Source organism: Microvirga sp. TS319 (genome assembly GCF_041276405.1).
Taxonomy (GTDB): domain Bacteria; phylum Pseudomonadota; class Alphaproteobacteria; order Rhizobiales; family Beijerinckiaceae; genus Microvirga.
In genome coordinates this window covers 796,655-818,988 of the sequence record NZ_JBGGGT010000001.1, presented here as the reverse complement: position 1 = coordinate 818,988, position 22,334 = coordinate 796,655, and the positions used below count along the sequence as shown (strand labels likewise).

Annotated in this window: 23 protein-coding genes; 9 read left to right on the top strand and 14 right to left on the bottom strand. The window is 61.4% G+C overall.

Translation table 11 applies throughout. The annotated features are described in order from the left end of the window. Positions 1–26: 26 nt before the first annotated feature. Both AB8841_RS03700 and AB8841_RS03695 read right to left on the bottom strand, forming a co-directional pair. A complete protein-coding gene (locus AB8841_RS03700) occupies positions 27–1,922 on the bottom strand; it encodes a TRAP transporter large permease subunit (protein ID WP_370434510.1) in 1,896 nt (631 codons plus the stop codon). 5 nt (positions 1,923–1,927) lie between these two features. After that, a complete protein-coding gene (locus tag AB8841_RS03695) occupies positions 1,928–2,947 on the bottom strand; it encodes a TRAP transporter substrate-binding protein (protein ID WP_370434509.1) in 1,020 nt (339 codons plus the stop codon). Between the two features lie 198 nt (positions 2,948–3,145). Here AB8841_RS03695 and AB8841_RS03690 point away from each other — a divergent pair, with 198 nt between their 5' ends. Further along, positions 3,146–4,018, top strand: coding sequence for an IclR family transcriptional regulator (locus AB8841_RS03690; protein ID WP_370434508.1), 873 nt, complete (start codon positions 3,146–3,148; stop codon positions 4,016–4,018). A 15-nt stretch (positions 4,019–4,033) separates the two neighbouring features. On the opposite strand, the gene AB8841_RS03685 is transcribed toward AB8841_RS03690, so the two are convergent. The 10 genes from AB8841_RS03685 to AB8841_RS03640 form a co-directional block, all read right to left on the bottom strand. Beyond that, positions 4,034–4,501, bottom strand: coding sequence for a hypothetical protein (locus AB8841_RS03685; RefSeq protein WP_370434507.1), 468 nt, complete (start codon positions 4,499–4,501; stop codon positions 4,034–4,036). Between the two features lie 10 nt (positions 4,502–4,511). Further along, a complete protein-coding gene (locus tag AB8841_RS03680) occupies positions 4,512–5,480 on the bottom strand; it encodes a Bug family tripartite tricarboxylate transporter substrate binding protein (protein ID WP_370434506.1) in 969 nt (322 codons plus the stop codon). 33 nt (positions 5,481–5,513) lie between these two features. Next, positions 5,514–6,560 carry a hypothetical protein gene (locus tag AB8841_RS03675; RefSeq protein ID WP_370434505.1) on the bottom strand — a complete coding sequence of 349 codons (1,047 nt, stop codon included), beginning with the start codon at positions 6,558–6,560 and terminating at the stop codon, positions 5,514–5,516. Positions 6,561–6,618: 58 nt separating this feature from the next. After that, positions 6,619–7,518, bottom strand: coding sequence for a hypothetical protein (locus tag AB8841_RS03670; protein ID WP_370434504.1), 900 nt, complete (start codon positions 7,516–7,518; stop codon positions 6,619–6,621). Between the two features lie 78 nt (positions 7,519–7,596). Next, on the bottom strand, positions 7,597–8,493 hold the full coding sequence (locus AB8841_RS03665) for a branched-chain amino acid ABC transporter permease (protein ID WP_370434503.1): 897 nt from the start codon (positions 8,491–8,493) through the stop codon (positions 7,597–7,599). Further along, positions 8,486–9,259: an ABC transporter ATP-binding protein gene (locus AB8841_RS03660; protein WP_370434502.1), complete on the bottom strand. Its 774-nt coding sequence runs from the start codon at positions 9,257–9,259 to the stop codon at positions 8,486–8,488. The genes AB8841_RS03665 and AB8841_RS03660 overlap by 8 nt, the downstream gene beginning before the upstream one ends. Positions 9,260–9,261: 2 nt before the next feature. After that, complete coding sequence (locus AB8841_RS03655) at positions 9,262–10,254, bottom strand: branched-chain amino acid ABC transporter permease (RefSeq protein ID WP_370434501.1); 993 nt, start codon at positions 10,252–10,254, stop codon at positions 9,262–9,264. Next, entirely contained in the window at positions 10,226–10,960 is a 735-nt protein-coding gene (locus AB8841_RS03650) for an ABC transporter ATP-binding protein (protein ID WP_370434500.1), read from the bottom strand. Before AB8841_RS03650 ends, AB8841_RS03655 begins: the two co-directional genes overlap by 29 nt. Continuing rightward, positions 10,957–12,090: an ABC transporter substrate-binding protein gene (locus tag AB8841_RS03645; protein WP_370434499.1), complete on the bottom strand. Its 1,134-nt coding sequence runs from the start codon at positions 12,088–12,090 to the stop codon at positions 10,957–10,959. Before AB8841_RS03645 ends, AB8841_RS03650 begins: the two co-directional genes overlap by 4 nt. 58 nt (positions 12,091–12,148) lie before the next feature. After that, complete coding sequence (locus tag AB8841_RS03640; protein ID WP_370434498.1) at positions 12,149–12,961, bottom strand: IclR family transcriptional regulator; 813 nt, start codon at positions 12,959–12,961, stop codon at positions 12,149–12,151. Between the two features lie 158 nt (positions 12,962–13,119). Between AB8841_RS03640 and AB8841_RS03635 the strand changes: the two genes are divergently transcribed. The 5 genes from AB8841_RS03635 (at position 13,120) to AB8841_RS03615 (ending at position 17,906) form a co-directional block, all read left to right on the top strand. After that, complete coding sequence (locus AB8841_RS03635; protein WP_370434497.1) at positions 13,120–13,908, top strand: HpcH/HpaI aldolase/citrate lyase family protein; 789 nt, start codon at positions 13,120–13,122, stop codon at positions 13,906–13,908. 36 nt (positions 13,909–13,944) lie between these two features. After that, positions 13,945–14,889, top strand: a complete 945-nt coding sequence (locus AB8841_RS03630) for a DUF6282 family protein (protein ID WP_370434496.1) — start codon at positions 13,945–13,947, stop codon at positions 14,887–14,889. A 103-nt stretch (positions 14,890–14,992) separates the two neighbouring features. After that, entirely contained in the window at positions 14,993–15,925 is a 933-nt protein-coding gene (locus tag AB8841_RS03625) for a 3-keto-5-aminohexanoate cleavage protein (protein ID WP_370434495.1), read from the top strand. Positions 15,926–16,083: 158 nt separating this feature from the next. Then, complete coding sequence (locus AB8841_RS03620) at positions 16,084–16,803, top strand: NAD(P)H-dependent oxidoreductase (protein ID WP_370434494.1); 720 nt, start codon at positions 16,084–16,086, stop codon at positions 16,801–16,803. 134 nt (positions 16,804–16,937) lie between these two features. Next, a complete protein-coding gene (locus AB8841_RS03615; RefSeq protein ID WP_370434493.1) occupies positions 16,938–17,906 on the top strand; it encodes a DMT family transporter in 969 nt (322 codons plus the stop codon). Here AB8841_RS03615 and AB8841_RS03610 read toward each other — a convergent pair. After that, positions 17,856–18,605 carry an SDR family NAD(P)-dependent oxidoreductase gene (locus AB8841_RS03610; protein WP_370434492.1) on the bottom strand — a complete coding sequence of 250 codons (750 nt, stop codon included), beginning with the start codon at positions 18,603–18,605 and terminating at the stop codon, positions 17,856–17,858. The genes AB8841_RS03615 and AB8841_RS03610 overlap by 51 nt on opposite strands. 181 nt (positions 18,606–18,786) lie before the next feature. Here AB8841_RS03610 and AB8841_RS03605 point away from each other — a divergent pair, with 181 nt between their 5' ends. Together AB8841_RS03605 and AB8841_RS03600 are read left to right on the top strand one after the other, a co-directional pair. Next, positions 18,787–18,996, top strand: a complete 210-nt coding sequence (locus AB8841_RS03605) for a hypothetical protein (RefSeq protein WP_370435593.1) — start codon at positions 18,787–18,789, stop codon at positions 18,994–18,996. Next, on the top strand, positions 18,936–19,394 hold the full coding sequence (locus AB8841_RS03600; RefSeq protein WP_370434491.1) for a DDE-type integrase/transposase/recombinase: 459 nt from the start codon (positions 18,936–18,938) through the stop codon (positions 19,392–19,394). The genes AB8841_RS03605 and AB8841_RS03600 overlap by 61 nt, the downstream gene beginning before the upstream one ends. An 899-nt stretch (positions 19,395–20,293) precedes the next feature. Here AB8841_RS03600 and AB8841_RS03595 read toward each other — a convergent pair. Next, positions 20,294–21,157: an IS110 family transposase gene (locus AB8841_RS03595; RefSeq protein ID WP_370434490.1), complete on the bottom strand. Its 864-nt coding sequence runs from the start codon at positions 21,155–21,157 to the stop codon at positions 20,294–20,296. Between the two features lie 696 nt (positions 21,158–21,853). Between AB8841_RS03595 and AB8841_RS03590 the strand changes: the two genes are divergently transcribed. Further along, complete coding sequence (locus tag AB8841_RS03590; RefSeq protein WP_370434489.1) at positions 21,854–22,105, top strand: hypothetical protein; 252 nt, start codon at positions 21,854–21,856, stop codon at positions 22,103–22,105. Positions 22,106–22,334: the final 229 nt, after the last annotated feature.

Sequence of the window (22,334 nt, the reverse complement as noted above, 5' to 3'; positions counted from 1 at the left end):
CCTCGGCCTCGTGGCCGAGGACGGGCTCACGAGAGGAAGCCGATCGAGATCCACGGCACGGCCGCGACGATGATCGTGCCGATTAGGAGCGCGAACATATAGCCGAGGATCGGCTTCATGCCCTCTGCCGGCTCGACCCGGCCGATCGCGCAGGCGGCGTAATAGCCCACTCCGAAAGGCGGTGCGAACAAGCCGATGCCCATCGCCAGAATGACCACCATCGCGTAGTGCACCTCGTGGATGCCGACGGCCCGCGCGATCGGGAACAGCAGCGGCCCGAAGAGCACAATGGCTGGAATGCCTTCCAGAACGGATCCCAGGATGACAAAGGCGACAATCGACACAGCCATGAACGTGATGGCTCCGCCCGGCAGGCCGCTCATGGATGCTGCGAGCGAGCGTGAGAAGCCGGACTGCGTCAGGCCCCAGGCCATTCCTGTGGCGGTCCCGATAATGAGCAGGATCGCGCCCGAGAGACAGGCCGTATCGACGAGCATCGGTTTCAGCTTCGTCCAGTCGAACTGCCGGTACACGATGAGCCCGATGACGATGGCATAGACGATACCGATCGTGGAGACTTCGGTCGCCGTCGCGACCCCCTCCACTACAGCGGCGCGGATCACGAAGGGCAGCGCGATGGCGGGCACTGCAACGACGAAGGCGCGTCCGATTTCGCGCCGGCTCGCACGCTTGACGTGGCTGAGATCCTCGTTCCGATAGCGCCACCAGACGACGAGGCAGAGGGTGATGGCAAGCACCACGCCGGGCAGAAGGCCGCCCGTGAACAGAGCCGCGATCGAGACGCCCGTCACTGAGCCGATCGTGATCAGGACAAGGCTCGGCGGAATGGTCTCCGTCTGCGCCCCCGTAGCCGAGAGCAGAGCCACGAGATCGCCAGGCTTGGCGCCGCGTGCCTTCATCTCGGGGAACAGAACAGGCGCAACGGCCGCCATGTCGGCCGCCTTAGCGCCCGAGATGCCCGACACCAGATACATCGCCCCGACCAGCACGTAGTGGAGCCCGCCCCGGACATGCCCTAGAAGGCTTGCGAGGAAGGCCACCATGGCACGCGCCATTCCGGTCATCTCGATCAGAAGGCCGAGAAAGACGAAGAGCGGCACGGCGAGCAGGATGAGATGCGACATGCCTTCGTCCATGCGCCCGACGAGGACCATGAGTGGCGTGTGTGTGGTCAGCGTCAGGTAGCCGAAGATCGCGAGCCCGAACGCGAAGGCGATGGGAACCCCTGCCAGCACCGACATGGCGACGACGCCGACGAAAAAGACGACCAGATTCAGATTGCCGAGCTGGCGGAACAGAGACTCGGCGAGCCAGAATGCTGCGATGATTGCCGCGACGGCCGCGATAGCGGTCGCAACCGTCCTGATCGACCCGACCCGAGACAACCTAAGCAGGGCAAAGATCGCCATAAGGCCGATGCCGACCGGAAGGGCGGCCGCGCGCCAGGCATTGGTGATCTCCAGCGCCGGGGTCGTGATGAAGGTTTCTTCCTGGGCGTATTCGAATGCCGGCCATGCGATAAGCAGGAGAAAGGCCAGCGCGGCTCCGGTCGCGAACAGATCGAGAAACGCCCGGGTCTCAGGTGATGTGCGGCTGACGATCGCCGTCATTCGCATATGCTCGTTGCGTCGGAATGCGACGACGGCTCCCAGCATGGCGAGCCAAAGAAACAGGATAGACGCGAGTTCGTCCGACCAGACCAGGGGCTGGTGCAGGACAAAGCGCGCGATCACGCCCGCAAACAGGATCACGATCTCGGCCGCGACAAGGATCGCGACCGGAATTTCGACGGCTGCGCCGAGGACGGCATCGATCAGTGCCAGCCAGGAACGTCCGTTGGACACAGCCGAGCGTTCCGCAACGAGGCTTGCCCCGCCAGGATGAGACTCGATGCGGGCCATGGCGGCTACACCAGTTTGCCAACAGACTTTTCGAGAATGGCCCAGGCCTCGTCGCCGTATTTGCCCTTCCATTCGGAATAGAATCCGGCCTGACGCAGCTTGTCTCGGAATGGTGTGGGATCGGGCTGATTGAAGATCATCCCCTTGCCGGCGATGTCCTGCTGCAGGCTCGCATTGAGCTTGGCGACGTCTACGCGCTCTTTCTCGGCTGCGGCATTGATGTGCTTGGCGACGATGGTGCGCAGATCCTCGGGCAGCCGCTCCCATGCACGGCGATTGGCAAGAAACCAGAAGCCGTCCCACATATGATTGGTGAGCGAGCAGTACTTTTGCACTTCGTAGAGCTTCGCCGTCGCGACGATCGCCAGTGGGTTCTCTTGTCCCTCCACGACCTTGGTCTGGAGCGACGAATAGACCTCATTGAAGTTGATCGACGCGGGAGCCGCCTCGAAGGCCTTGTACATCGAGGTCCAGAGCGGAGACACAGGCACGCGGATCTTGAAGCTTTTCAGATCCTCGGGCGTGTTGATCGGCTTCGTCGACGAAGTCGTCTGCCGGAAGCCGTTGTCCCAGATCTTGTCCATGGCAACGAGATTGGCCTTCGCGATCTGGGCCCGGACATAAGCGCCAAGGTCGCCGTCCATGGCCTTCCAGACCGTATCGTAATCCGGGAAGGCAAACCCGACACCGTTGATGGATGCGGCCGGTACGAGCGTGGACAGGATCAGGCCGGAGAGCGTGAAGAACTCGACGCCGCCCGAGCGCACCTGGCTCAAGGTATCGGTATCCGAACCGAGCTGGCTGTTCGGGAAAATCTGGATATCGACGCGGCCGTTCGTGTCCTTCTTGATCGCCTCGGACATCTCGCGCGCGCGGGCGTTCATCGGGTGCGTATCGGGCAGATTGTTCGCATATTTGTACGTGAATTCCGCCTGCTGCGCGCGTGCGATGAACGGCGCTCCGACAACGGCGCCGGCGAGAGCAGTGGAGCCGACAGTCAGCAGCCGGCGACGAGACAGAATCATGTAACCCTCCTGGTCGGTCCCGCAGGACCTGACGTTTCCTCGATGCGGGTCCATATGTCGGACCCGCTTGGTATTTTCTTGCACGCCACTACCGGACGCTTGCTTTGGCACTCAAAGGAGGACCCCTGACAGGATGCTTGTCAAATGAAAATTCCGCCCCTAGAGGAATAGAGATCTTGGCGACCTTAGGAGGTCCACATGCTGGAACACCCCAAGACTGTTTCAGCCAAGATCGCCGTGCAGGGAATCGACGAAGCGGCATCCAGCGGAGCGCAGGCGATTGACCGGGCCGCGACGCTGCTTCTCCTGGTGGGGCGGGCAGGAGCCTCGGGCGCCAGGCTGTCGGACGTCGTGGCGCAATGCAGTCTCTCGAAACCGACCGTCCGCCGGATGCTGCTCGCGCTCGTGCGGGCGGGGCTCCTCGATCAGGATCTGGAGAGCCGCCGCTATTACCTGGGCCCCGAGATCTATGTTCTTGGAACCCTGGCGAGCGCCCGTTTCGGCATCCACTCTGTCTCGCTCCGGTCCCTGATCCGCCTGAGCCAGGAGACAGGCGACACGGCCTTCCTGTCGGTTCCGCGGGACGTCTATTCCATTTGCGTCCACCGCGAAGAGGGTCCCTATCCGATCCGGGTTCATGCCCTCCATGCGGGAGACCGCCACCCTCTCGGCATTGGAGCCGGAAGCCTGGCGCTGCTCGCCGCCCTTCCGGATAAGGAGATTGACGAGATCCTGGCAGCCAATGCCGATGTGCTCGCCGAGAAGTACCCAGCTTGTCCGCCTGCGGCTCTCCGCAGGTTTGTTCGGGACACGAGGGCAAGGGGCTATGCGCTCAATCCCGGCATGGTCCTGCCCGACTCATGGGCGATCGGGGTCGCCATTCCCGGGTCGGACGGCCGTCCGGTCGGGGCGATTTCCATCGCAGCGACCGAAACCCGTCTGACCGAAGCGCGCCAGCGCGAACTGGTTCCGCTGCTCAAGCGGGAGGCAGCCTGGATCGAGGCTCGTCTGCGGGAAGCGGACGGGACCGGCAAGCCGCCGAAAGGAAACGCCAGACACGCTCATCGTTGACGGGTCCGTCACACTTCAGCACCCGGAGTGGCTTTCCCGTCGGTTTTCGGGGGCACCGTTGCAGTCGCTTGAGAAAAGGGTAACGAAGCCCGTCGAACGGGTCATCCAGGCTTCCTGCATTATCTCGGCGAGATCGCGATAGCTGATCCGATACTTGCAGCACCAGCGCTCGCATAGCAGGATGATCTTGGCCGGAAAGCGGCAGCGCTTGAAGAAAGATACCAAGACGGCTCCTCGAATGGCCGCTCCGAGTTGCACTGCCGAAGTTATCGCACCGGCGCCCGGGATTGAGCCTTGAAGAAGGAACGCCGTCGCGCCCCTGGCGCATCGTGCGAAAAAGTGGATCCGGTTTTTCACCCGGACGATGCGCTCTTTAAGAAGGGAGCATCGTGCGAAAGAGTGGCCCCGGTTTTTCGCAAGAACGATACGCTGTTCTATCGTCGGAGCATCGAATTGATCCCAAAAGTGGAATCCACTTTTCACGTCCGATGCTCTAGAACTTGATGTCGGCGCTCTTAATGATGGGAGCCCATTTCTGAATTTCCGCATCGATGAAGGCCTTCAGATCCTCCGGGGTTCCACCAGCTCCCTCGATATTGAGCTTGGCGAACATGGCCTTGCCCTCGGGCGTGTCGAGAAACTCGTTCGTTCCGGCGTTGAGCCTGGCAATGATATCCGGGGGCGTACCCGCCGGCGCAAGTAGCGCATACCAGACGCTGGCCTCGAAGCCAGGCAAACCTACCTCCGCGACGGTCGGAACGTCGGGGAGGCTTGGCCAACGGGTGTGGCCTGCCACAGCCAAAGCCTTGATGTTGCCCTCGAGGATGTTCGGCACATAGCCGCCCATGGAATCCATGGCGATATCGATATGACCACCCATGATGTCCGTGATGATCTGTGTCGTGCCGCGATACTGCACCTGCTTCATTTTGATCCCGGTACGCTGGAGCAAGAGGACGCCGGTGATATGGCCAAGGGTGCCGTTTCCAGGATAGCCGACAGTGAGTTTTTCAGGATTGTCCTTGGCGTAGTCGATCGCTTCCTTCAGGCTCTTGGCGGGGCTCTCAAGGCCCGCCACCACGACGACGGGAGATTTACCGACCAATGCGACAGGTGCGAAGTCCTGCTGCGGGTCGAATGAGATTTGCCGGTACATCAGCTTGTTGGTGGCCGCCTGACCGGTCGTGGCGAGCAGGATCGTGTAGCCATCGGGCTGAGCCTTGGCGACGGCACCCGCTGCAATGTTGCCGCCGGCACCGCCGCGGTTCTCGATCACCACCGGTTGGCCCAGCTTCCGGCCAAGATGCTCGGCCAGAGCCCTTCCGAGCACATCCGACGTGGTTCCGGCCGTGAACGGCACCACCATTGTCACCGGGCGCGTCGGCCATGCCTCTGCATGTGCCGCAGCCGTGCCGAGGACAAGTCCCGCTGCTAGGGCAACTCCGCGTAAGGCGTGTTTCATGACATAGCTCCTCAGAAGAATGGATACGTGGTCCTAAGCGGGAACGTAGTTTCGCCAGCTGTCAGGACGAGGGATCATGTCGGCGAACGTCTTACGACGGTCTGCCGCAACGCCGACCAGGTCAGCGGCCCTCACGTTCTTATGCGATAAGAACCGCTCGAATTCCCGCAGAGCATCCGAGAGAACTTCGAAACCGCGCAGCATGACAGGCGATGACATGGAAACTGCCGATGCGCCCGCAAGCATCATGCGCGCGATGTCGAGACCGGATTGCGCGCCGTTCGTTCCGATCAAAGGCTTGTCCCCGCCGAGAGCGGCACGCGACACGGCCAACCAGTGGCAGGTCAGCGGCAGGTTCCAAAATCCGCCTATGCCGAGGCTTGTGCCAAGCATGGGCTCGAAGGTGTCGAGATCGGGGATGAAACCGAGCAGTCGCCCCGCCATGACGACGGAGTCCGCTCCCGCCTCGAAAGCCGCGCGGGCAAGGTCGGGCACGCGCTCGCTCTGACCGGTAATCTTGACAAAGAGCGGAATGCGAACGGCCGCGCGCACGCCAGTCACGATGATGCGCACGCGCTCGGGATCGAGCTCGGTCGAGACGGCACCGCGGGCAGCCTGGCTTGCATAGGGGGTACCGATGTTCAATTCGAGCACGCGAAGTCCCGCCTCTTCGATCTGCCGCGCCATCGCGACCGCAGGCTCGAGACCGGCGAGCACCAGGCTCGCAATGGCATAGGCGTCGTATTCCTTCGCCTCCCGATCGAGTACAGCCGCATCCTCGAGCCACTGCTCGAACGACTTGGGCGACAAGCCGGAGCGACAGGCAATGGTGGCGGAGGGTGAGGCGGAGGGGCCCCATGGGGTGGGGCGCCATTGCTCATCGAAAGCCATGTACTCGGCGCGCTGAAGCTGGTCACGGGCCGCTTGCGACTCGTTCGTCGATTTGACGACGACGGCACCTGCGCCGGCACGCAGGGCTCGCCTGACACCTTCGCTCTCAATGAGATGCTCGCCGGGTGCCGCGATCAGGGGGTTCTTCAGAGTAAGGGATCCCACGCGGGTGGCAAGAAGTTCAGACATTCGAAGGCCTCGATAATGGGGGCACGGCGGATAGGACAATCCGCCCCGCGGGGACTGCTTACGGCATGGGATAATCGTCTGCATTCAGCACCCAACCCGGCTTCAGGGAGAAATCCATGCGGGGTGGCGAGAAGATGTCGACGAGCTGGTTGATGCCCGGATCCATGCCGCGCGTCGTATGGATTGCCGGCGGCGGGATGACCGCAACGGAGGGCGTTCCGCAGAACTCATGCTCATCCTGGCGCCACATCTTCATGTTGGAAGTCCAGGGCCACCGCATGTGGTGAATGAACGAACCCTGCATGGCCAGAGAGTATTGCTCGAACTCGTCATGGTGGTGAGGCGAGAGCTTGGTGACGTCCCGTGGCCCGTTCTGAGGCGCGAGATAGTTCACCATGAATGTGGTGCAGCGCCAGATCCGACCGAAGCGTCCAGGCTCATCGGGTACGTCGAGGCTGTAGGTCCTGATACGGTATCCGTCCGGTGGCACGGGCCATGCCTGGAAGGGCGGCATATTCTCATGCCGGGTCTTGTGAGCCGAAGCGTTGGGGCACTTCGCCACGAGATCCTGGGATTGCGTGGTGAAGAGACGGACGATGCGGCCCTTGTCGTTGACGACGATGCTGCTGTCGCCCGGCGGAATGAAGGTGACCGAAAAGCCGTCGACCGTCCTCGTGCTGCCGCCGGCCGTGATCGTGGCCGTGACGCCGGCATCCGGCAGGATCAGCACCCACTCGTCGGCCTGATCCTTGCGCTCGAAGCGGGCGCCCGCTTCGACCTCGGAATAGGCCACGATGCCGTTCTGACCACGGATCAGCCAGGTCCGCCCCCAGGAGCCGCTCTCCTGGGGCTCTACTTCATAGAACCGGCTGTAATCGGCCGGCGAATACTCGGTCCATACGGGTCCGGCTGCAGGTGCAGGCGCGAGCGCGGCGCGAGGGTCGGATTTATCGTACATGGTTTCCTTCTCCATGGAAGAAACTGCGGGCGGGCCGACGCCATCGCGGCCTGCCCGATTATGATGTGGGCGATAGGATCAGGCAGCTTTCCTGAGACTTTTCAGGCCGGCAAAAATTCCGCTCGGGAAGAAAAGCAGGACCACCAGCAGGGTCGAGAGGGCGGCAACGTTCTTCAGGCCGGCCCCGAACAGCACGATGGCGACTGCTTGGAGCACACCCAGCAGGATGCCCCCCGCGAGAGCGCCCGTTGCACTGCCGAAGCCCCCGATGATGGCGGCGATGAAGCCGCTCACGCCGAACGGTGTGCCAACATTGAAGGCGGTCACCTGCGTGGGCGTCACCAGAATGCCGGCCACGGCACCCAGCGCGGCGCTCAGGGCGAAGGAAACCAGCAGCATGCGCGACACGGGAATGCCGAGGAGAGCGGCCGCTTCGCGGTTTTGCGAACAGGCCCGCAGGGCGCGTCCGGTACGGGTGCGGGTAAAGAACAGCCAGAGCAGCGTCACCATGAGGGCGCCGCCGCCCAGGATCCAGAACAGCTGGTATCCGACTGCGACGTCACCGATTTTCAGCGGCCCGCCGGAGGTGAACTCATCGTAACTGCGCGGCTGGTCCCCGAGCGTCAGAATGGTGATGCGCTCGATCATGATCTGCGTTGCTAGCGTCGCAAGCACGATGGCGAACAAGGCCGCTCCCCGGTTCCACATGGGGCGCACGACGAGGATCTCGATCAGAATGCCGATGCCGGCCGTGATCGGGATGGCCAGTAACGCAGCAAGGTAAATCGGCAGGCCCAGGCGCGTCAGCAGGGTGTGGCAGATCATGCCGCCCAACATTACGAACACGCCCTGCGCGAAGTTCACGATGCCGCTTGCGTTGTAGATGACGCAGAATCCGATGCCGATGAGGCCGTAGATCAGGCCGACGCCAATGCCGTTGACGAGGCTTTGGATGAGTTGGGTGGCATCAGACATTGGCGTACTCCGTTCCACCAAGATAGGCGGCGATCACATCGGGATGGGACCGGATCTCCTCCGGCGTGCCTTCGGCGATCTTCCTGCCGAAGTCGAGAACGGCAATGCGCTGGGCGACCTTCATGATGAGGCCCATATCGTGCTCGATCAGCACGACCGTGATGCCGCGAGCATGCACGGCGCGGATCACCTCAGCGAGCGCTTCGGTCTCATGGACGTTAAGGCCCGCCGCGGGCTCGTCGAGCAGGATCATGCGAGGCTTTGCGGCAAGCGCACGCGCCACCTCGAGAAGCCGCTGCTGGCCATATGGCAGCTGATCGGCGGGAACGTCATGACGATCGCCGAGCCCGACGAATGCGAGGATGTTGCGCGCTTCCTGCGCGATCTCGCGCTCCTGTTCTCGCATCCATCTTGGATGAAACAGGGCGGACACGATCCCGCCCTTCGTAACCCTGTGGGAACCCACGTGCACGTTTTCGGCTACTGTCAGATCCTTGAACAGCTGCACGAGCTGATAGGTGCGGATAAGGCCGCGCCCTGCGACCTGATCCTGAGGAAGGCCGCTGATCTCCTCCCCGTCGAAGTGGATGGAGCCCGAGGTCGGTTGGAAGGTCCCGGAAACCATATTGAACAACGTGGTCTTTCCAGCGCCGTTCGGGCCGATCACCGCGAACAGCATGCCTTCGGGTACCTCGATGCTGATCGAGTCGTTGGCCACCAAGCCGCCGAAGCGCTTGGTGACATTGCGGATGGAGAGAAGGGACATGCCTATTTCCTCCCCCATCCGGTACGATCCTGCACGAGGCCGACAAGGCCTGTCAGGCCTTTGGGCAGGAAGATGAGGATGGCGATCAGGATGGCGCAGTAGAAGACGTCCTGGAGCTCTTTCAGGCCGCGCAGGGCCTCCGGAAGCAGAGAGACGATCACGGCGCCAATCACCGGTCCCCAGGTGCTTCCAATGCCGCCGAGATAGAGCATCGTAAAGCTCAACACGACCATGTTCGTGCCGAACACCTCGGGGCTGATGAAGCCGACGAAATGGGCGAACAGGGATCCCGCAACCGAAGCGTAAAGGGCCGCGACCATGAAGGCCGCGAGCTTGTAGCGCGATACCTTGATTCCGAGAGCGCTTGCCGCTTGCTCGCTGCCCGCAATGGCCCTCAAGGCACGGCCGAAACGGGAATGGCGCAGGCGGCTTGAGATCCACACACCCAGGAGAAGAATGGCCACAAGAGCAATGAGCTGCGTCTTCTCTGTCGTGAGTTCGTAGCCGAAGATGCCGATGGGCGGGATGCCCGAATAGCCCATATAGCCCTGCGTCAGGCTCGTCCATTCCACGGCGATTTCGTACACGATCAGGCCGAGGGCAAAGGTCGCCATGGCGAGATAGTGCCCACGCAGTCGCAGCGTGGGATAACCCACGACCAGTGCCACGACGCCGGACAGGATCATCGCCAGGAAGAGAGCGACGATGGGTTCGAAACCATGCGTGGCGGTGAGAACGGCGGAGGTATATCCGCCCAGAGCCGCGAAGGCGTTCTGACCGAAGGAAGCCTGGCCCGTGTAGCCCATGAAGAAGTTCAGGCCGGTCACGAAGATCCCGTAAATGGCCGCGAAGCCGAAAACCGTGACGAGATAGCCGCTGGACCCGAAGGCAATGAGGATGGCAGCGACCGCGACGATGACGGGCATCGCCAATCCGAAGCTGCCGCGAATGCGCGGAGGCGCTTGCTCAGTGGAGGTAATAGCGGGCGAGGTCATGATGCGATTGAATCTCGTGAGCTGAAAGTTCCGCAACGATCTCACCGAGCGAGATCACGTAGACGCGCTTGGCCAGTTTGAGCGCGAGAGGCGCTTTCTGCTCGACAAGCAGAATGCCGAGCCCGCGCCGGTTGAGCTCCCCGAGGGTTTCGATGATCTCGGCGGCGACACGGGGCGCAAGGCCGAGCGATGGCTCGTCGAGCATGAGGAGCTTCGGGTTTGCCATCAGGGCCCGCCCGATGGCGAGCATCTGCTGCTCGCCGCCGGAAAGGGAGGACGCCACTTGACTGGTTCGCTCCCGCAGTCGCGGGAAAAGCCCGAACACCGTATCCAGACGCTGCTCCGCGTCACGCGCGGACCCGGTCAGGGTATAGCCGCCCAGGATCAGGTTCTCCATGACGGACATCTGCCCGAAGAGACCGCGCCCTTCCTGCACCATAATGATGCCGAGTCGGGCCAGAGCATGAGTGGGCAGAGAGCTGATATCCTGACCCTTGAACAGAACCTGTCCCTTGGATGCGGTCAGCTTGGTGAGAGCCCGGAGCAGGGTTGATTTCCCTGCGCCGTTAGGCCCGAGGATTGTGACGAGTTCGCCCTCTTTGACGTGAAGATTGGTGGGTTTGAGCGCGTGAACACGGCCGTAATGAGCGGAGATGTCATGCACGTCGAGCAGTGGCCGATCCGGCATCATGGCGAGACCGCTCACCTGGCCACCAGCTTCTTGTCGCGCACCACACCGATGCGGAAGGGATTCTCGGTGATGCCGTTATGCTGCTCGGGCGAGAAGTTGAATGACGCGAATGCTCCCTGGAAGCCGGAGATCTTCTCAAGGGCGCCGCGGATCGCAGTGCCATCGGTCGACTTGGCCGTCTCGACCGCCTTCGCGATCAGCATCATCGAATCCCAGGCGCGGCCCGCGGCATTGGCGTCGCGATTGCCGTGCTTCTCCCGCCAAATCTTGAGGAAGTTCTCCGCCGCCTGACGAGCGGGGCCCTCCGGAATGGATTCCGGCACCTGCACGCCGGGCGCAACGAACATGAAGCGCTCACCCAGGATGTCACCGGCCTGCGTGAAGGTCTCCCCGTCATCCAGGCTCGCCATCAGAAGCATCTTGTCGAGGCCGAGCTGCCTGATGTTCTTGGCTACGGTGACGGTCGAGCCGCCCTGCCCCATCTTGATGATCGCACCGGCGCCTGCACCGTTGATCTTGCCGATCTGAACGCTGAGATCCGCATCGTTGGTGTTGTAGGTCTCGACGGCGACCACCTCGAGGCCGAAGTCTTTCGCCATCTTCACGCCGAGGTCCTTCGTAAGAAGAGCGTAAGGCGTGGGATCGTGCAGGATGCCGACCTTGCGGATGTCGGTCTTGTCCTTGAGGTACTGATAGCGCGATTCCACCTCGAACCGGGGCGGCGGCAGCACGCTGAAGGCCCATTTCTGCTCTTCGGGACGGTTGGGCAGGATCGAGCACAGCACCATCGGGACCTTGGCGCGGACCACGGAGCCCGCCGCCGCGGAATTGCCTGCGGAGACGCAGCCGCTGTCGAAGACATGCACCTCGTCGTTGGACATCATCTTGCGATATCCGACCACCGCCTCCTGGGGCTCCGAGCGATTGTCCTCGACGACCACTTCGACCTTCTTGCCGAGAAGCCCCCCTTTAGCGTTGAGCGTCTCGGCGGCCAGCAGAAGGCTGTCGCGCCACGCGCGGTCATTCACCGCCGCGTAGCCCGTCAGCCCTACGGACGAGCCAATCTTGAACGTATCTTGCGCCGACGCTGTCAATGGCAGGGCCGAGAGCAGGAGTGAGGCCGTGAAAAGGCCGAGACGGTTCATAGGCGTTTCCTCCCTGTTTCGTTGTTCAAAACAACGTTCTATTTTTTCTACGATGCCGTTACCGCTGGGGCATGTCAACCGGCAGAATATCGCCTTCGACGAAACCAAGGGCCGCTGAGATCTTTCGCCCTGCCTCGACGATACGTTCCGTCTGCTCACGGGTCGGCTCCTCTTCGATGAACTGAATGGAGTCGACGATGCTGACAGTGCCGACAAGCACCCCGCCTGCGCTGAAGATGGGTGCCGCCAAGGCGTTGAGGCCGATGACCACCTCGTTGGCCGCGACCGCCCACCCCTGCCGCCGCACCTTCTCGATTTCCTTGCGCAGGACGGCGTGACTGACGATGGTCTTGGGCGTCAGAAGCTCGAGGCGCGACCGAAACACGGATGCACGCAGGCTCTCGTCCCCGAAAGCAAGAGCGACCTTGCCTTGAGCCGAGCCATGGAATGAAAGCACGGATCCACGCTTCACGCCGATCTCAATCGGGGATTTTCCCGGCAGGGTCGCCAATACGCGAACCCCCTCCGGTTCCACCTGGGATACGACCGAGAAATTTCCGAGCGTGTCCCGCAATTCGCGGAGGGTGCTCGCCGCCACGCTCGTGAGGTCGAATGTGTCTCCGGCCAGTCGCCCAAGCGCTGCGAGCCTTGCTCCAACCTGATAACGCTCCGTATCGGAGGATTGCAGGATATACCCCTCCTGCGTCAGGGTCCTCAAATGGCGGTAGATCCGGCTCTTCGTGGTTCCGAGAGCCTGAGCAAGGGCGGTGACGCCCATGGGCCTCCCCTCCTCGGCCAACCGCTCCAGGATCCGCAATGTCAGGACAACGGCCTGAACCCCGTCACCCGCCTCACCCGCAATTCGTGGCATCGTCTTATTCCCAAGAGGTTCTACGTGATCCGCCCACGCTGTCACGAAAGGCGGCAAGCCAACAGATCGGCTGGCGCTTGACTGGCAAGCCCAACGGTGCGAACGTTTATTGAAACCACGTTCTGTCTACCGAAACACCATAGGGAGACGCCGCCCCCATGTCAACGCCACAGGATCGCCCTGCCGCCGCTGCCTTCCGGCAGCGTCTCTCATCGGGCGAACGCCTCATCGGCACCTTCGTGAAGACCCCGACCACGCACACGACCGAAATCCTCGGCGATCTCGGCTTTGACTTTGTGGTCATCGACGAGGAGCATGCACCGTTCGATCGCGTCACCATCGACATGCTGCTCCTTGCCGCCCGCGCCAGCGGCACGGCCGGAATCGTCCGGGTTGCGGAACCTACCCCCTCGCGCCTTCTCTCCGTGCTCGACGATGGGGCTGCCGGTGTGCTCGTTCCCCATGTGTCGTCGGTTCGGAAGGCCCAGGAGATCGCAGCCGCATGCCGGTATCGCGGCGGCAAACGGGGCTTCTCCAATTCACCCCGCGCCGGCCGCTACGGCGGCAGGGGTATCTGGCAGCATGTGGACGCGGCGGATGCCGAGGTCACGGTGATCGCCATGATCGAGGATCCGGAAGCCCTCGACGACATCGAGGCGATCGCTTCCGTCGACGGGATTCACGGACTCTTCATCGGGCGCGGGGACCTGACGGTAGCCCTCGGCGCGCCAGCGATGGATTCCCCCGAGATTCTCGATGTGGTCAAGCGCATCTGCGCCGCCGGCAGGAAGGCGGGAAAGCCCATCTGCATGATGGCCGCCAATGCGTCGGAAGCCGCCACGTTCGCGGAATATGGAGCCACGAGCTTCATCATCTCATCGGATCAAGGCTTGATGCGCCAGGCTGCCAGCAAAGTTCTGGCCGAGTTCGCCGCCACCAAGGCTTGAACCGGAGCCGCCCGGAATAAGCAAAGGATTTTCATCATGGATTCGGCAACAACTCAGAAGACGGTTGAACAAAGGATCGACGACCTGCTCGTTGGCGCCATCGACCCTCACGTTCACAGCGGGCCCTCCATTGCGGCCCGCAGCGTCGATCATCTCGAACTCGCGCGCGATGCTTCGGCTGCGGGCTTTGCCGCGATCGTCACGAAGGATCACGACTATTCCGGCGTGATGACGGCAGCTCTGATCAGCAGACATCATCCGGAACTCACCACTAAGATCTATTCCGGCATCGCGCTCAACAACGTGGTGGGCGGCCTCAATCCCTATGCCGTCGAGCACACGGCCGCCATGGGCGGCAAGATCGTCTGGCTGCCAACGCTTGCAGCGGAAAACCACTTCGAGTGGGAGAAGACCTCAGGCTGGGTGCACCCGGCATCGACACAGAAGATCCGTCCGGCAAGCGCCATTCCCGTGTTGGACGCGAACAAGGCCGTGCGCGACGACGTGAAGGAAATCCTCGATGTGATTGCCAGGACCGATCTCACGCTCGCAAGCGGCCATGTCCATGCCAGCGAAACATGGATCATCTTCGAGGAAGCGAAGAAGCGCGGCGTGAAGCGCATGATCTTCACCCATCCCGAGGATATCGTCGGCGCCTCACTTGAGGATGTGCGCGGCATTGCCGCTATGGGTGCTGCCGTCGAGCACTCTCTCTGCATGTTCCTGGAAGGCAACAAGTTCCAGACATGCGCGCCGGAGGATCTGAGGAAGCATATCGATGCGGCGGGCATCGACAGCACAATCCTGTGCTCCGATCTCGGCCAGATCGGCAACATCCATCCCATCGAGGGCATCCGTCGGGGTATCAAGCTCTGCATGGACCTGGGATACTCGGATGACGACATCCGCAAGATGGTGTCACTCAACGCGGCCCGTACGCTCGGCATCGAAGCCAGCCTTCCCGCATCCGCCAGCCGCTGACGGCCGCAACACGCGCTCACTCTGCGGAGATACCCGCTACCTCCCGCCGACATGGGAAATCGGTCAATCCGCCTTCGCTCCGGGGAAGAAAGACATCCACGTCATGGCAAAGCCTCGCAAGGTCATCATTACCTGCGCCGTCACCGGCTCCATCCACACCCCATCCATGTCGCCGCACCTTCCGGTGACGCCAGAACAAATTGCGGAAGCGGCCATTGAAGCAGCAGAGGCGGGCGCAGCCATCGTACATCTCCATGCCCGAGATCCGATGACAGGAAAGCCCGATCAGTCACCGGAAGGGTTCGAACCTTTCCTCAAGGTCATCAAGCAGCGCTCGAATTGCGTCATCAACATCACCACGGGTGGCGCCCCGACCATGAGTGTGGAGGAGAGGCTTCGTCCGGCTGCCACGTTCATGCCGGAGGTCGCCTCGCTCAACATGGGCTCGATGAATTTCGGGCTCTACCCGATGCTGAACCGCTTCAAGGAGTTCAAGCACGATTGGGAGCGTCCCTACCTCGAAGGCTCCAAGGATCGGGTCTTCAAGAACACCTTTTTTGATATCGAGCATATCCTGACCACAGGGTCCGAGAACGGCACGCGCTTCGAGGTTGAGTGCTACGATATCGGCCATCTCTATACACTCGCGCACTTCGTGGATCGGGGATTGGTGCGGCCGCCCTTCTTCGTCCAAAGCGTCTTCGGCATCCTCGGCGGCATCGGAGCCCATCCCGAGGATGTCATGCACATGAAGCGCACGGCGGACCGCCTGTTCGGAGACGCCTATCGCTGGTCGGTCCTGGCTGCCGGACGCAACCAGATCCCGCTCATCACCATGGCTGCCACCATGGGCGGCAATGTGCGCGTGGGGCTGGAGGATTCCCTTTGGGCCGGACCTGGCCAACTCGCCGAATCCAATGCTCAGCAGGTTCGCATGGCCCGTACCATCATCGAGGGCTTGGGCCTCGAGGTCGCAACCCCCGATGAAGCCCGCGAGATCCTCGAACTCAAGGGCGGTGACCGCGTCGCCTTCTAGAGCATCGGACGTGAAAAGTGGGAACCGGTTTTGCGTAAAAAGATTCTCGAAAACATAAACTTAAAGCACCGGACGTGAGTTCGATTTCACGTCCGACGCTGTAGGGCCCTCAGATTACCTTCCTCCCCGCAGCCTGCCGGCGCAGAAAGCCCGATGTCATGCATGCCCTGATCGTCTACGCCCATCCCGAGCCCACCTCCTTCACGGGAGCCTTGAAGGATAGGGCCGTCGAGGCGCTCATTCGGTCGGGCCACACGGTCAAAGTGTCGGATCTTCATGCGGAATGCTTCAATCCCGTGGCCGGCCGGCATGATTTCACGTCCGTCGCCGACCCGGAGCGCTTCCATTATCAGTCCGAGCAGGAGCATGCGGCGCGCTGCGGCACATTTGCCCCGGACATCAAACGCGAACAGGAGCGCGTGAGCGACGCCGATGTGCTGATCCTGCAATTTCCCCTCTGGTGGGGCAGTACACCCGCAATCCTGAAAGGATGGATTGACCGGGTTCTCGCCTATGGTTTCGCCTATGTGGATGGCCGGCGTTTCGGTACCGGCCTCTTTACAGGCCGCCGGGCCCTGTTCTCTGTGACGACTGGCGGTACACCCCAGCGCTTCACGAAAGAGGGCGTGTATGGCGAGATCGAAACCGTTCTCTACCCGGTCGAAAGATTGCTGCTGCAATATATGGGCTTCGAGGTTCTGCCGCCGTTCGTCGCCTATGCGGCTCCGCGTGTCGGCGACGCCGAGCGTCAGGCCTATCTTGACAACTGGGAGGCCACGGTCCTCAAGGCCATGGCCATGCCGGCAAATCGTGAAAAGCCCGATTTTTCGGCTGCTTTGGCTGCTGTCGGGTCCGGAGCTTGGGGGACGCAGAGATAGAACCGGAGACCGGCAACACCCTGGCCTGCTCATTGCAATGGCAGGTCTGAGCGTTACAACCGCTCCAGGTGCCCGCTTCGCCCGCCGGAGTGGGGATGTGAAATGTCTGGTCTCTCTGATGGAACCTCCCGATCATGGTTGTCCACTCCAAAATGCAGGCCGCAGGCCGCTGGCTCTACGGACAGCCCTATCTCCTGCTCGTTGTGACAACCCTCTTCTGGGGCGGGAACGTGGTTGCCGGCAAGCTCGCCATCGGGGAGGTCTCCCCCATGGCCGTCACCTTCCTGCGCTGGCTGCTTTCCGCTACGATCCTAGGTGTTTTTGCCCGTCCGGCCATCGCCGCCGAGTGGCGCCAGCTCGTTCCGGCCTGGCGTTACATTCTCATCATCGGATTTATCGGCTTCACGGGGTTCAACGCGCTTTTCTTCACCGCCGCTTACTACACCAGCGCGGTGAACATCGCGATCATCCAGGGCTCGACGCCGATTATGGTTCTGATCGGCACTCTCTTTCTCGGTGCGAGCCTTCGCATGCTCCAGGGTCTCGGCGTGCTGGCAACGATTGCCGGGGTCGTCATCACGGCGTCGCACGGAGACTGGCACGTATTATCCCAGCTTACCTTCAACCGAGGCGACACGTGGCTTCTGATCGCCAGCATCTTCTACGCTGGATATACGCTCGCCTTGAGAAGGCGTCCGCGAACCTCTGCCCTTGTCTTTTTCGTCGCCCTGTCCACCGCGGCCTGCCTGACCTCGGTGCCTCTGCTGGTGGTCGAGAGCATGATGGGACAACTCAAATGGCCCACGGCCTGGGGGTGGCTGATCCTGCTTTATGTTGTGCTGCTGCCCTCGCTCCTGTGTCAGATCTTCTATATCCGCGGCATCGAGCTGATCGGCCCAGCACGCGCAGGCACGTTCTACAACCTCGTGCCGATTTTCGGCGCGGTCCTCTCAACTCTCATTCTGGATGAGCCCTTCGCGGCTTACCATGTCGTTGCGCTCGCTCTCGTGCTCGGAGGCATTGGCCTTGCCGAGCACAGTCGCGCGGGAGCCTCAGCTGAGGCCCCCATCAGCCAGGATCGTGCGACCGGTGATCCAGTCTGAATCCGGAGAGGCCAGGAAGGCGACGATGCCGGCGATATCGTCCGGTTGTCCAATTCGTCCGAGAGGGGTTGTGGAACGGATCGCTCTGCCCCGCTCCTGAATGATCGCAGCGGTCATGTCGGTTTCGATGACGCCGGGCGCCACTGCGTTAATTGTGATTCCTTTTGGTCCGAGCTCCTTGCTGAAGGCATGGACCAAGGCCGATACCGCCGCTTTTGATGCAGCGTAGACCGAACTGGTCGGGATTGGGCTCGTAGCCAGACGTGACGAGAAGTGCACGATGCGGCCACCCGGCGACGTCATGAGGGGAACGGCCGCCTGCGTCAGCAGAACCGTCCCGACCACATTGGCATCCATGATCTCCCGGACAAAAGCCGCATCCATCGAGCCAAGCGGCCGGTAAGGTGCGATGCCCGCGCTGTTGACCAGAATATCGATGCCGCCGAACCGAGCGGAGACGGCCTGCAAGAGGCTGTCGATCGCAGGGGCCTGTACGATGTCAGCCTCGAACGCGGCAGCTTTTCCTCCAGCTTCCGTGATATCTGACACGACCTCATCCGCCGCGTCCCGACGAGTTTTGTAGGTCACGGCAACCTGAGCCCCCATGGAGGCAAGTTTCCGCGCAGCGGCAGCGCCGATTCCGCGTGATCCACCGACCACCAGCGCGACTTTCGAGCTTAGAGACGACGATGCACTCATGAACGAAGTTCCTATCGAAAACGATGAACTCGACCTTTCATCGGCTCAAATTCGATTGAGCAGCATTCTAAGCGCAGCAAGCATAAGACCGAAAGATGAATCTCACCGCTCAAGCGCCGACAGACATCGGAGACGGCTTTGTTGCATCAACCTTAGCGGTTTTGCGACCTGAGGAGCCGTCTTGTTGTCTCTCTTCAAGCGCCGCCGCTTTTTCATTGAGGTCAGCCTGCTGTGCGTGCGCTGGGTTCGGCGTTATGCCCATGAGATCGAGAAGAGGGTGCGCCAGTATCAGGGCATCAGTCCGGTTCGTGGCGCGGGCATGAGGCCTATGTGCGCCTCGGCGGTTGCTGGATACATCTCCTCCACGCAGCCGACAAACATGGGCAACTGATCGACCTCATGTTTGCAGACCGCCGGAATACCCGGGCGGCTTATCGTTTCCCGCGCAAAGCCTTGAAGACAGTCGGGCATCCTCAGCCATCCACGTTCTCAATGGACAAACTGGCTTCGTACCCGAAGGCAGTCCAGCGCCTGCAGACAGAGGGCCTGCTGTCGAAGGATGCCGAACACCACACCTTGACATATTTGGCGGATGTATTTGCCAAGCGGTTGTCCGCATCGGCGGGAGTCTACTCCTTCGTTTGTTGGTCTGAAGCCGGCGTTGTCCACGTGGTGCCCGGCAGGAACTGGATTGGGGACCACCATGGCTTGGCGAGAGGACGTACGGTCCTCACTCCCTGCCAGCGAGCGGATCGGAATTCGACTCCTCCGGCTGGCTGCGCCGAGTGAATCATATGAGAGCCGGATTCGCTACGGACTTTTTCAACAGCCTGCTCGCGCATCGTGCGGACCCGGCAGGCCGCGCTCGAGAACAGAGGACCTGGTTTTCACGGACGTGGCTCTCCGGGTCCGCTCAAGCGATGCGCTCCTCAAGTCTCTGTTTTTGAGCATCTTTTCACCCAAAATCGGTTCCCACTTCCCGCGTTCGATGCGCTGGGAGCAAGCATCGGATCCGATCCCAAACGTGGATTCCACTTTTCACCTCCGATGCTCCAGTGGACCGCGTTCACACTGCCCTATCAAGTTGCTGCAACGGCGCTGAATTTCCTTGATACAGCTCTACCTGTTAGCAAAAAGGTAGACGAAGCAAATACCAATCACTGCCAAAAGCAAAAATATAGGTCGAAGTTTGTCATCCGCTTGAGGATGTCCCTTGTTCATGTCCGCGCTGGCATGCGGGGCTATATCGAACCATGCCACACGGGTCCAACGAGGAAATAGCCGCGCCCAGCTCTTGGGAGATTCAAGACCATCATCTCGGCTGGACATGTCAGTAGCTCTCAGACACTGCTGGCATATAGATGCGCTCTCCATATAGGCCCGCAAGGCTATGATCTCTCCTTTGCTCAAAGTAATCTAACACGATGCGCCTTTACGTTGGCGTCGCTCTTTGGTCGAATATTAGCTGGGAAGATGGCGGGCCGTTTTATTGCCCAATACGAGCTATTAATCGAAAAGAAGTTTTGTGCTGGACCATTGATACGGATGCGGATTGTTTCGATAGCCGGAAGGGATAGCCATTGATCGCCTTGGGCGACGGGCTCTCGGTCGAGGGATGTCATGTCTGGATGGCGCCCGTTTGGCACCGTGATTGTTGATGATGCTTGTGCCTGGCGGGGCGGGTGCGGTCATGTCTCCGTCCTTTGAACGCGGTGCTTCCTGACCGCAGGCCCTGATGTTTTACGCTGGAGCTGGTCCCTCTCACATTCTCGCGCTTGACTGACGCAAGACCGCGGAACGAGGCCGAGATAGGCGGCCAACTCCCGACTGCCCTGGAACGGGCTGGCGTCCGGGACGCTGGCCGCGAGACAGGAAGCGACAATCGGCCCAATCCCGGGAATGGCAGCCAGTCTCACGCCGAGGGGATCGCTGCGCTGGGCGGCCAGAATGGCTTTGTCGAGCTTGGCAATCTGTGCCTCCATCCCGAGCAGCATCGTGGCCAAAGGCTGGGGTGCGACCCGAGCTGTGACGGGGAGATCGGGACTGGCGTCATCATGGATAGGAGCAATCCGTTGGCGCGTGTTGCGAGCCCCTTGCGCCCCCACGATGCCCAACTCTGCAAAGTGACCGCGCAGGGCCTTGAGCAGGGCCGTCCGCTGCCCGATCCGAAGGTCGCGGGCCCCGTGCAGCATGAGGGTGCTCTGCTGCCGCGGGCTCTTGACCGGAACGAAGCGCATGGATGGCCGCGTGACGGCCTCACCAATCGCAGCCGCATCCGCGGCATCATTCTTCTGCCGGCGCAGATACGGCTTCACATATGCGGGCGGGATCAGGCGGACCTCATGCCCGAAAGCCAGGAGCGTGCGGGCCCAGTGGTGAGCGGTCGCGCAGGCCTCCATCCCGATCAGGCACGGCGGCAGAGTGCTGAAGAAACCCGGCACTTGGCCGCGCCGCAGTGCCTTGCGCAGGACGATCTTTCCGCTCCGGTCGACGCCGTGCAGCTGGAAAACGTTCTTTGCGATATCAAGGCCGATGGTGGCAATCTCTGGCATGATGAGGGACTCCTTTCCGGTTCTTCAACATGCCTCGTTTGGCACCTCTGACGCTGGTGGAGGGCGCCATCCACGACATCACGTTAACCCGCGTATGAGAGCGAGGCGTGTAGATGGGCCGTCCTATCGTGGGAGCATCGGATGCAATCCCAAAAGGGGGAACCGGTTCTTCGCGAAAAACGATGCTTCGCCAAAGAGAAAGAGCAAGCATTCTGATCCCGTCAGAATGCAATTTGCTCTAGCAGGCTGTTGTCGGCCTCGGCCGATGCCGGCTCAGTCGTGGAAGGCGATTTCTGCACGAACCCGCCCCACAGTGCCCATGTTCAGGTAAGGCGCTGGGAGTGCCTTGCCTGACGAGCCCGCGTCCGGACCGACCAACGTCAGGCCTGTATGCAGCGGCACGGGTCGGCCCTGCCGGACCAGGCAGGGTGGGAAAACTCAGATTGGGCCGTGAAAAACTCGCAAAGACCATGACAATGGCCTGCCTTACAATTCCGACAGAGGTCACCTACCTGGGCAGTGATCGTGTCGTTCGTTGGCAGCATGGAGCACCGGGAATCTGGTCGGTGATCGAGGCTACCCTTTCATGAAGTAAATAGGACTCCCCGCAAGGGTTCATTAACCATGCAGAGGCGATCATAGCCCAGCCGTCTCAACGTAAGACATGTTGTCATGGCGTAGAGAGATGAGGGCGAAATGAAATACGTTGCAGCAGGACTGACTGCGATTGCCGTGTTTTTCACGTCATACCTCCTTCTCATTTTCCTTGAAGAGCCGTTTCTCGATCTCATGGGCTGGCTGGAGCTTGACCCGTACTGGGAAATGAGATGGTGGCGAGCCGCTGCGGGATTGACTATGGCAGTTTATGTTTTCCGGGCCTTCATTGCCTGGCGCAACAATGCTGCCCTGCAGTGGCGTAGAACATTGGCGGCACGAGCACGGGCCTAATCGGGTCTCGGAATTCATTCGATCCCATGGGCTCCTGATGCGCGCAACGAGCAGACTTAGGAGAGGGAGGAATTCATTCCGGCAAACTGCATACTGCGATCTGTCTTGCCTTCTCCTGACCTGGATGCGCGTGACCCCGGCGACCTCAGTGGAGACCGGCAGCTTGCGCCCCTGATGAATCTGGCGGAAGCGCCTTTCAACACTTCTCCAAAGACACAGCGCATATCCC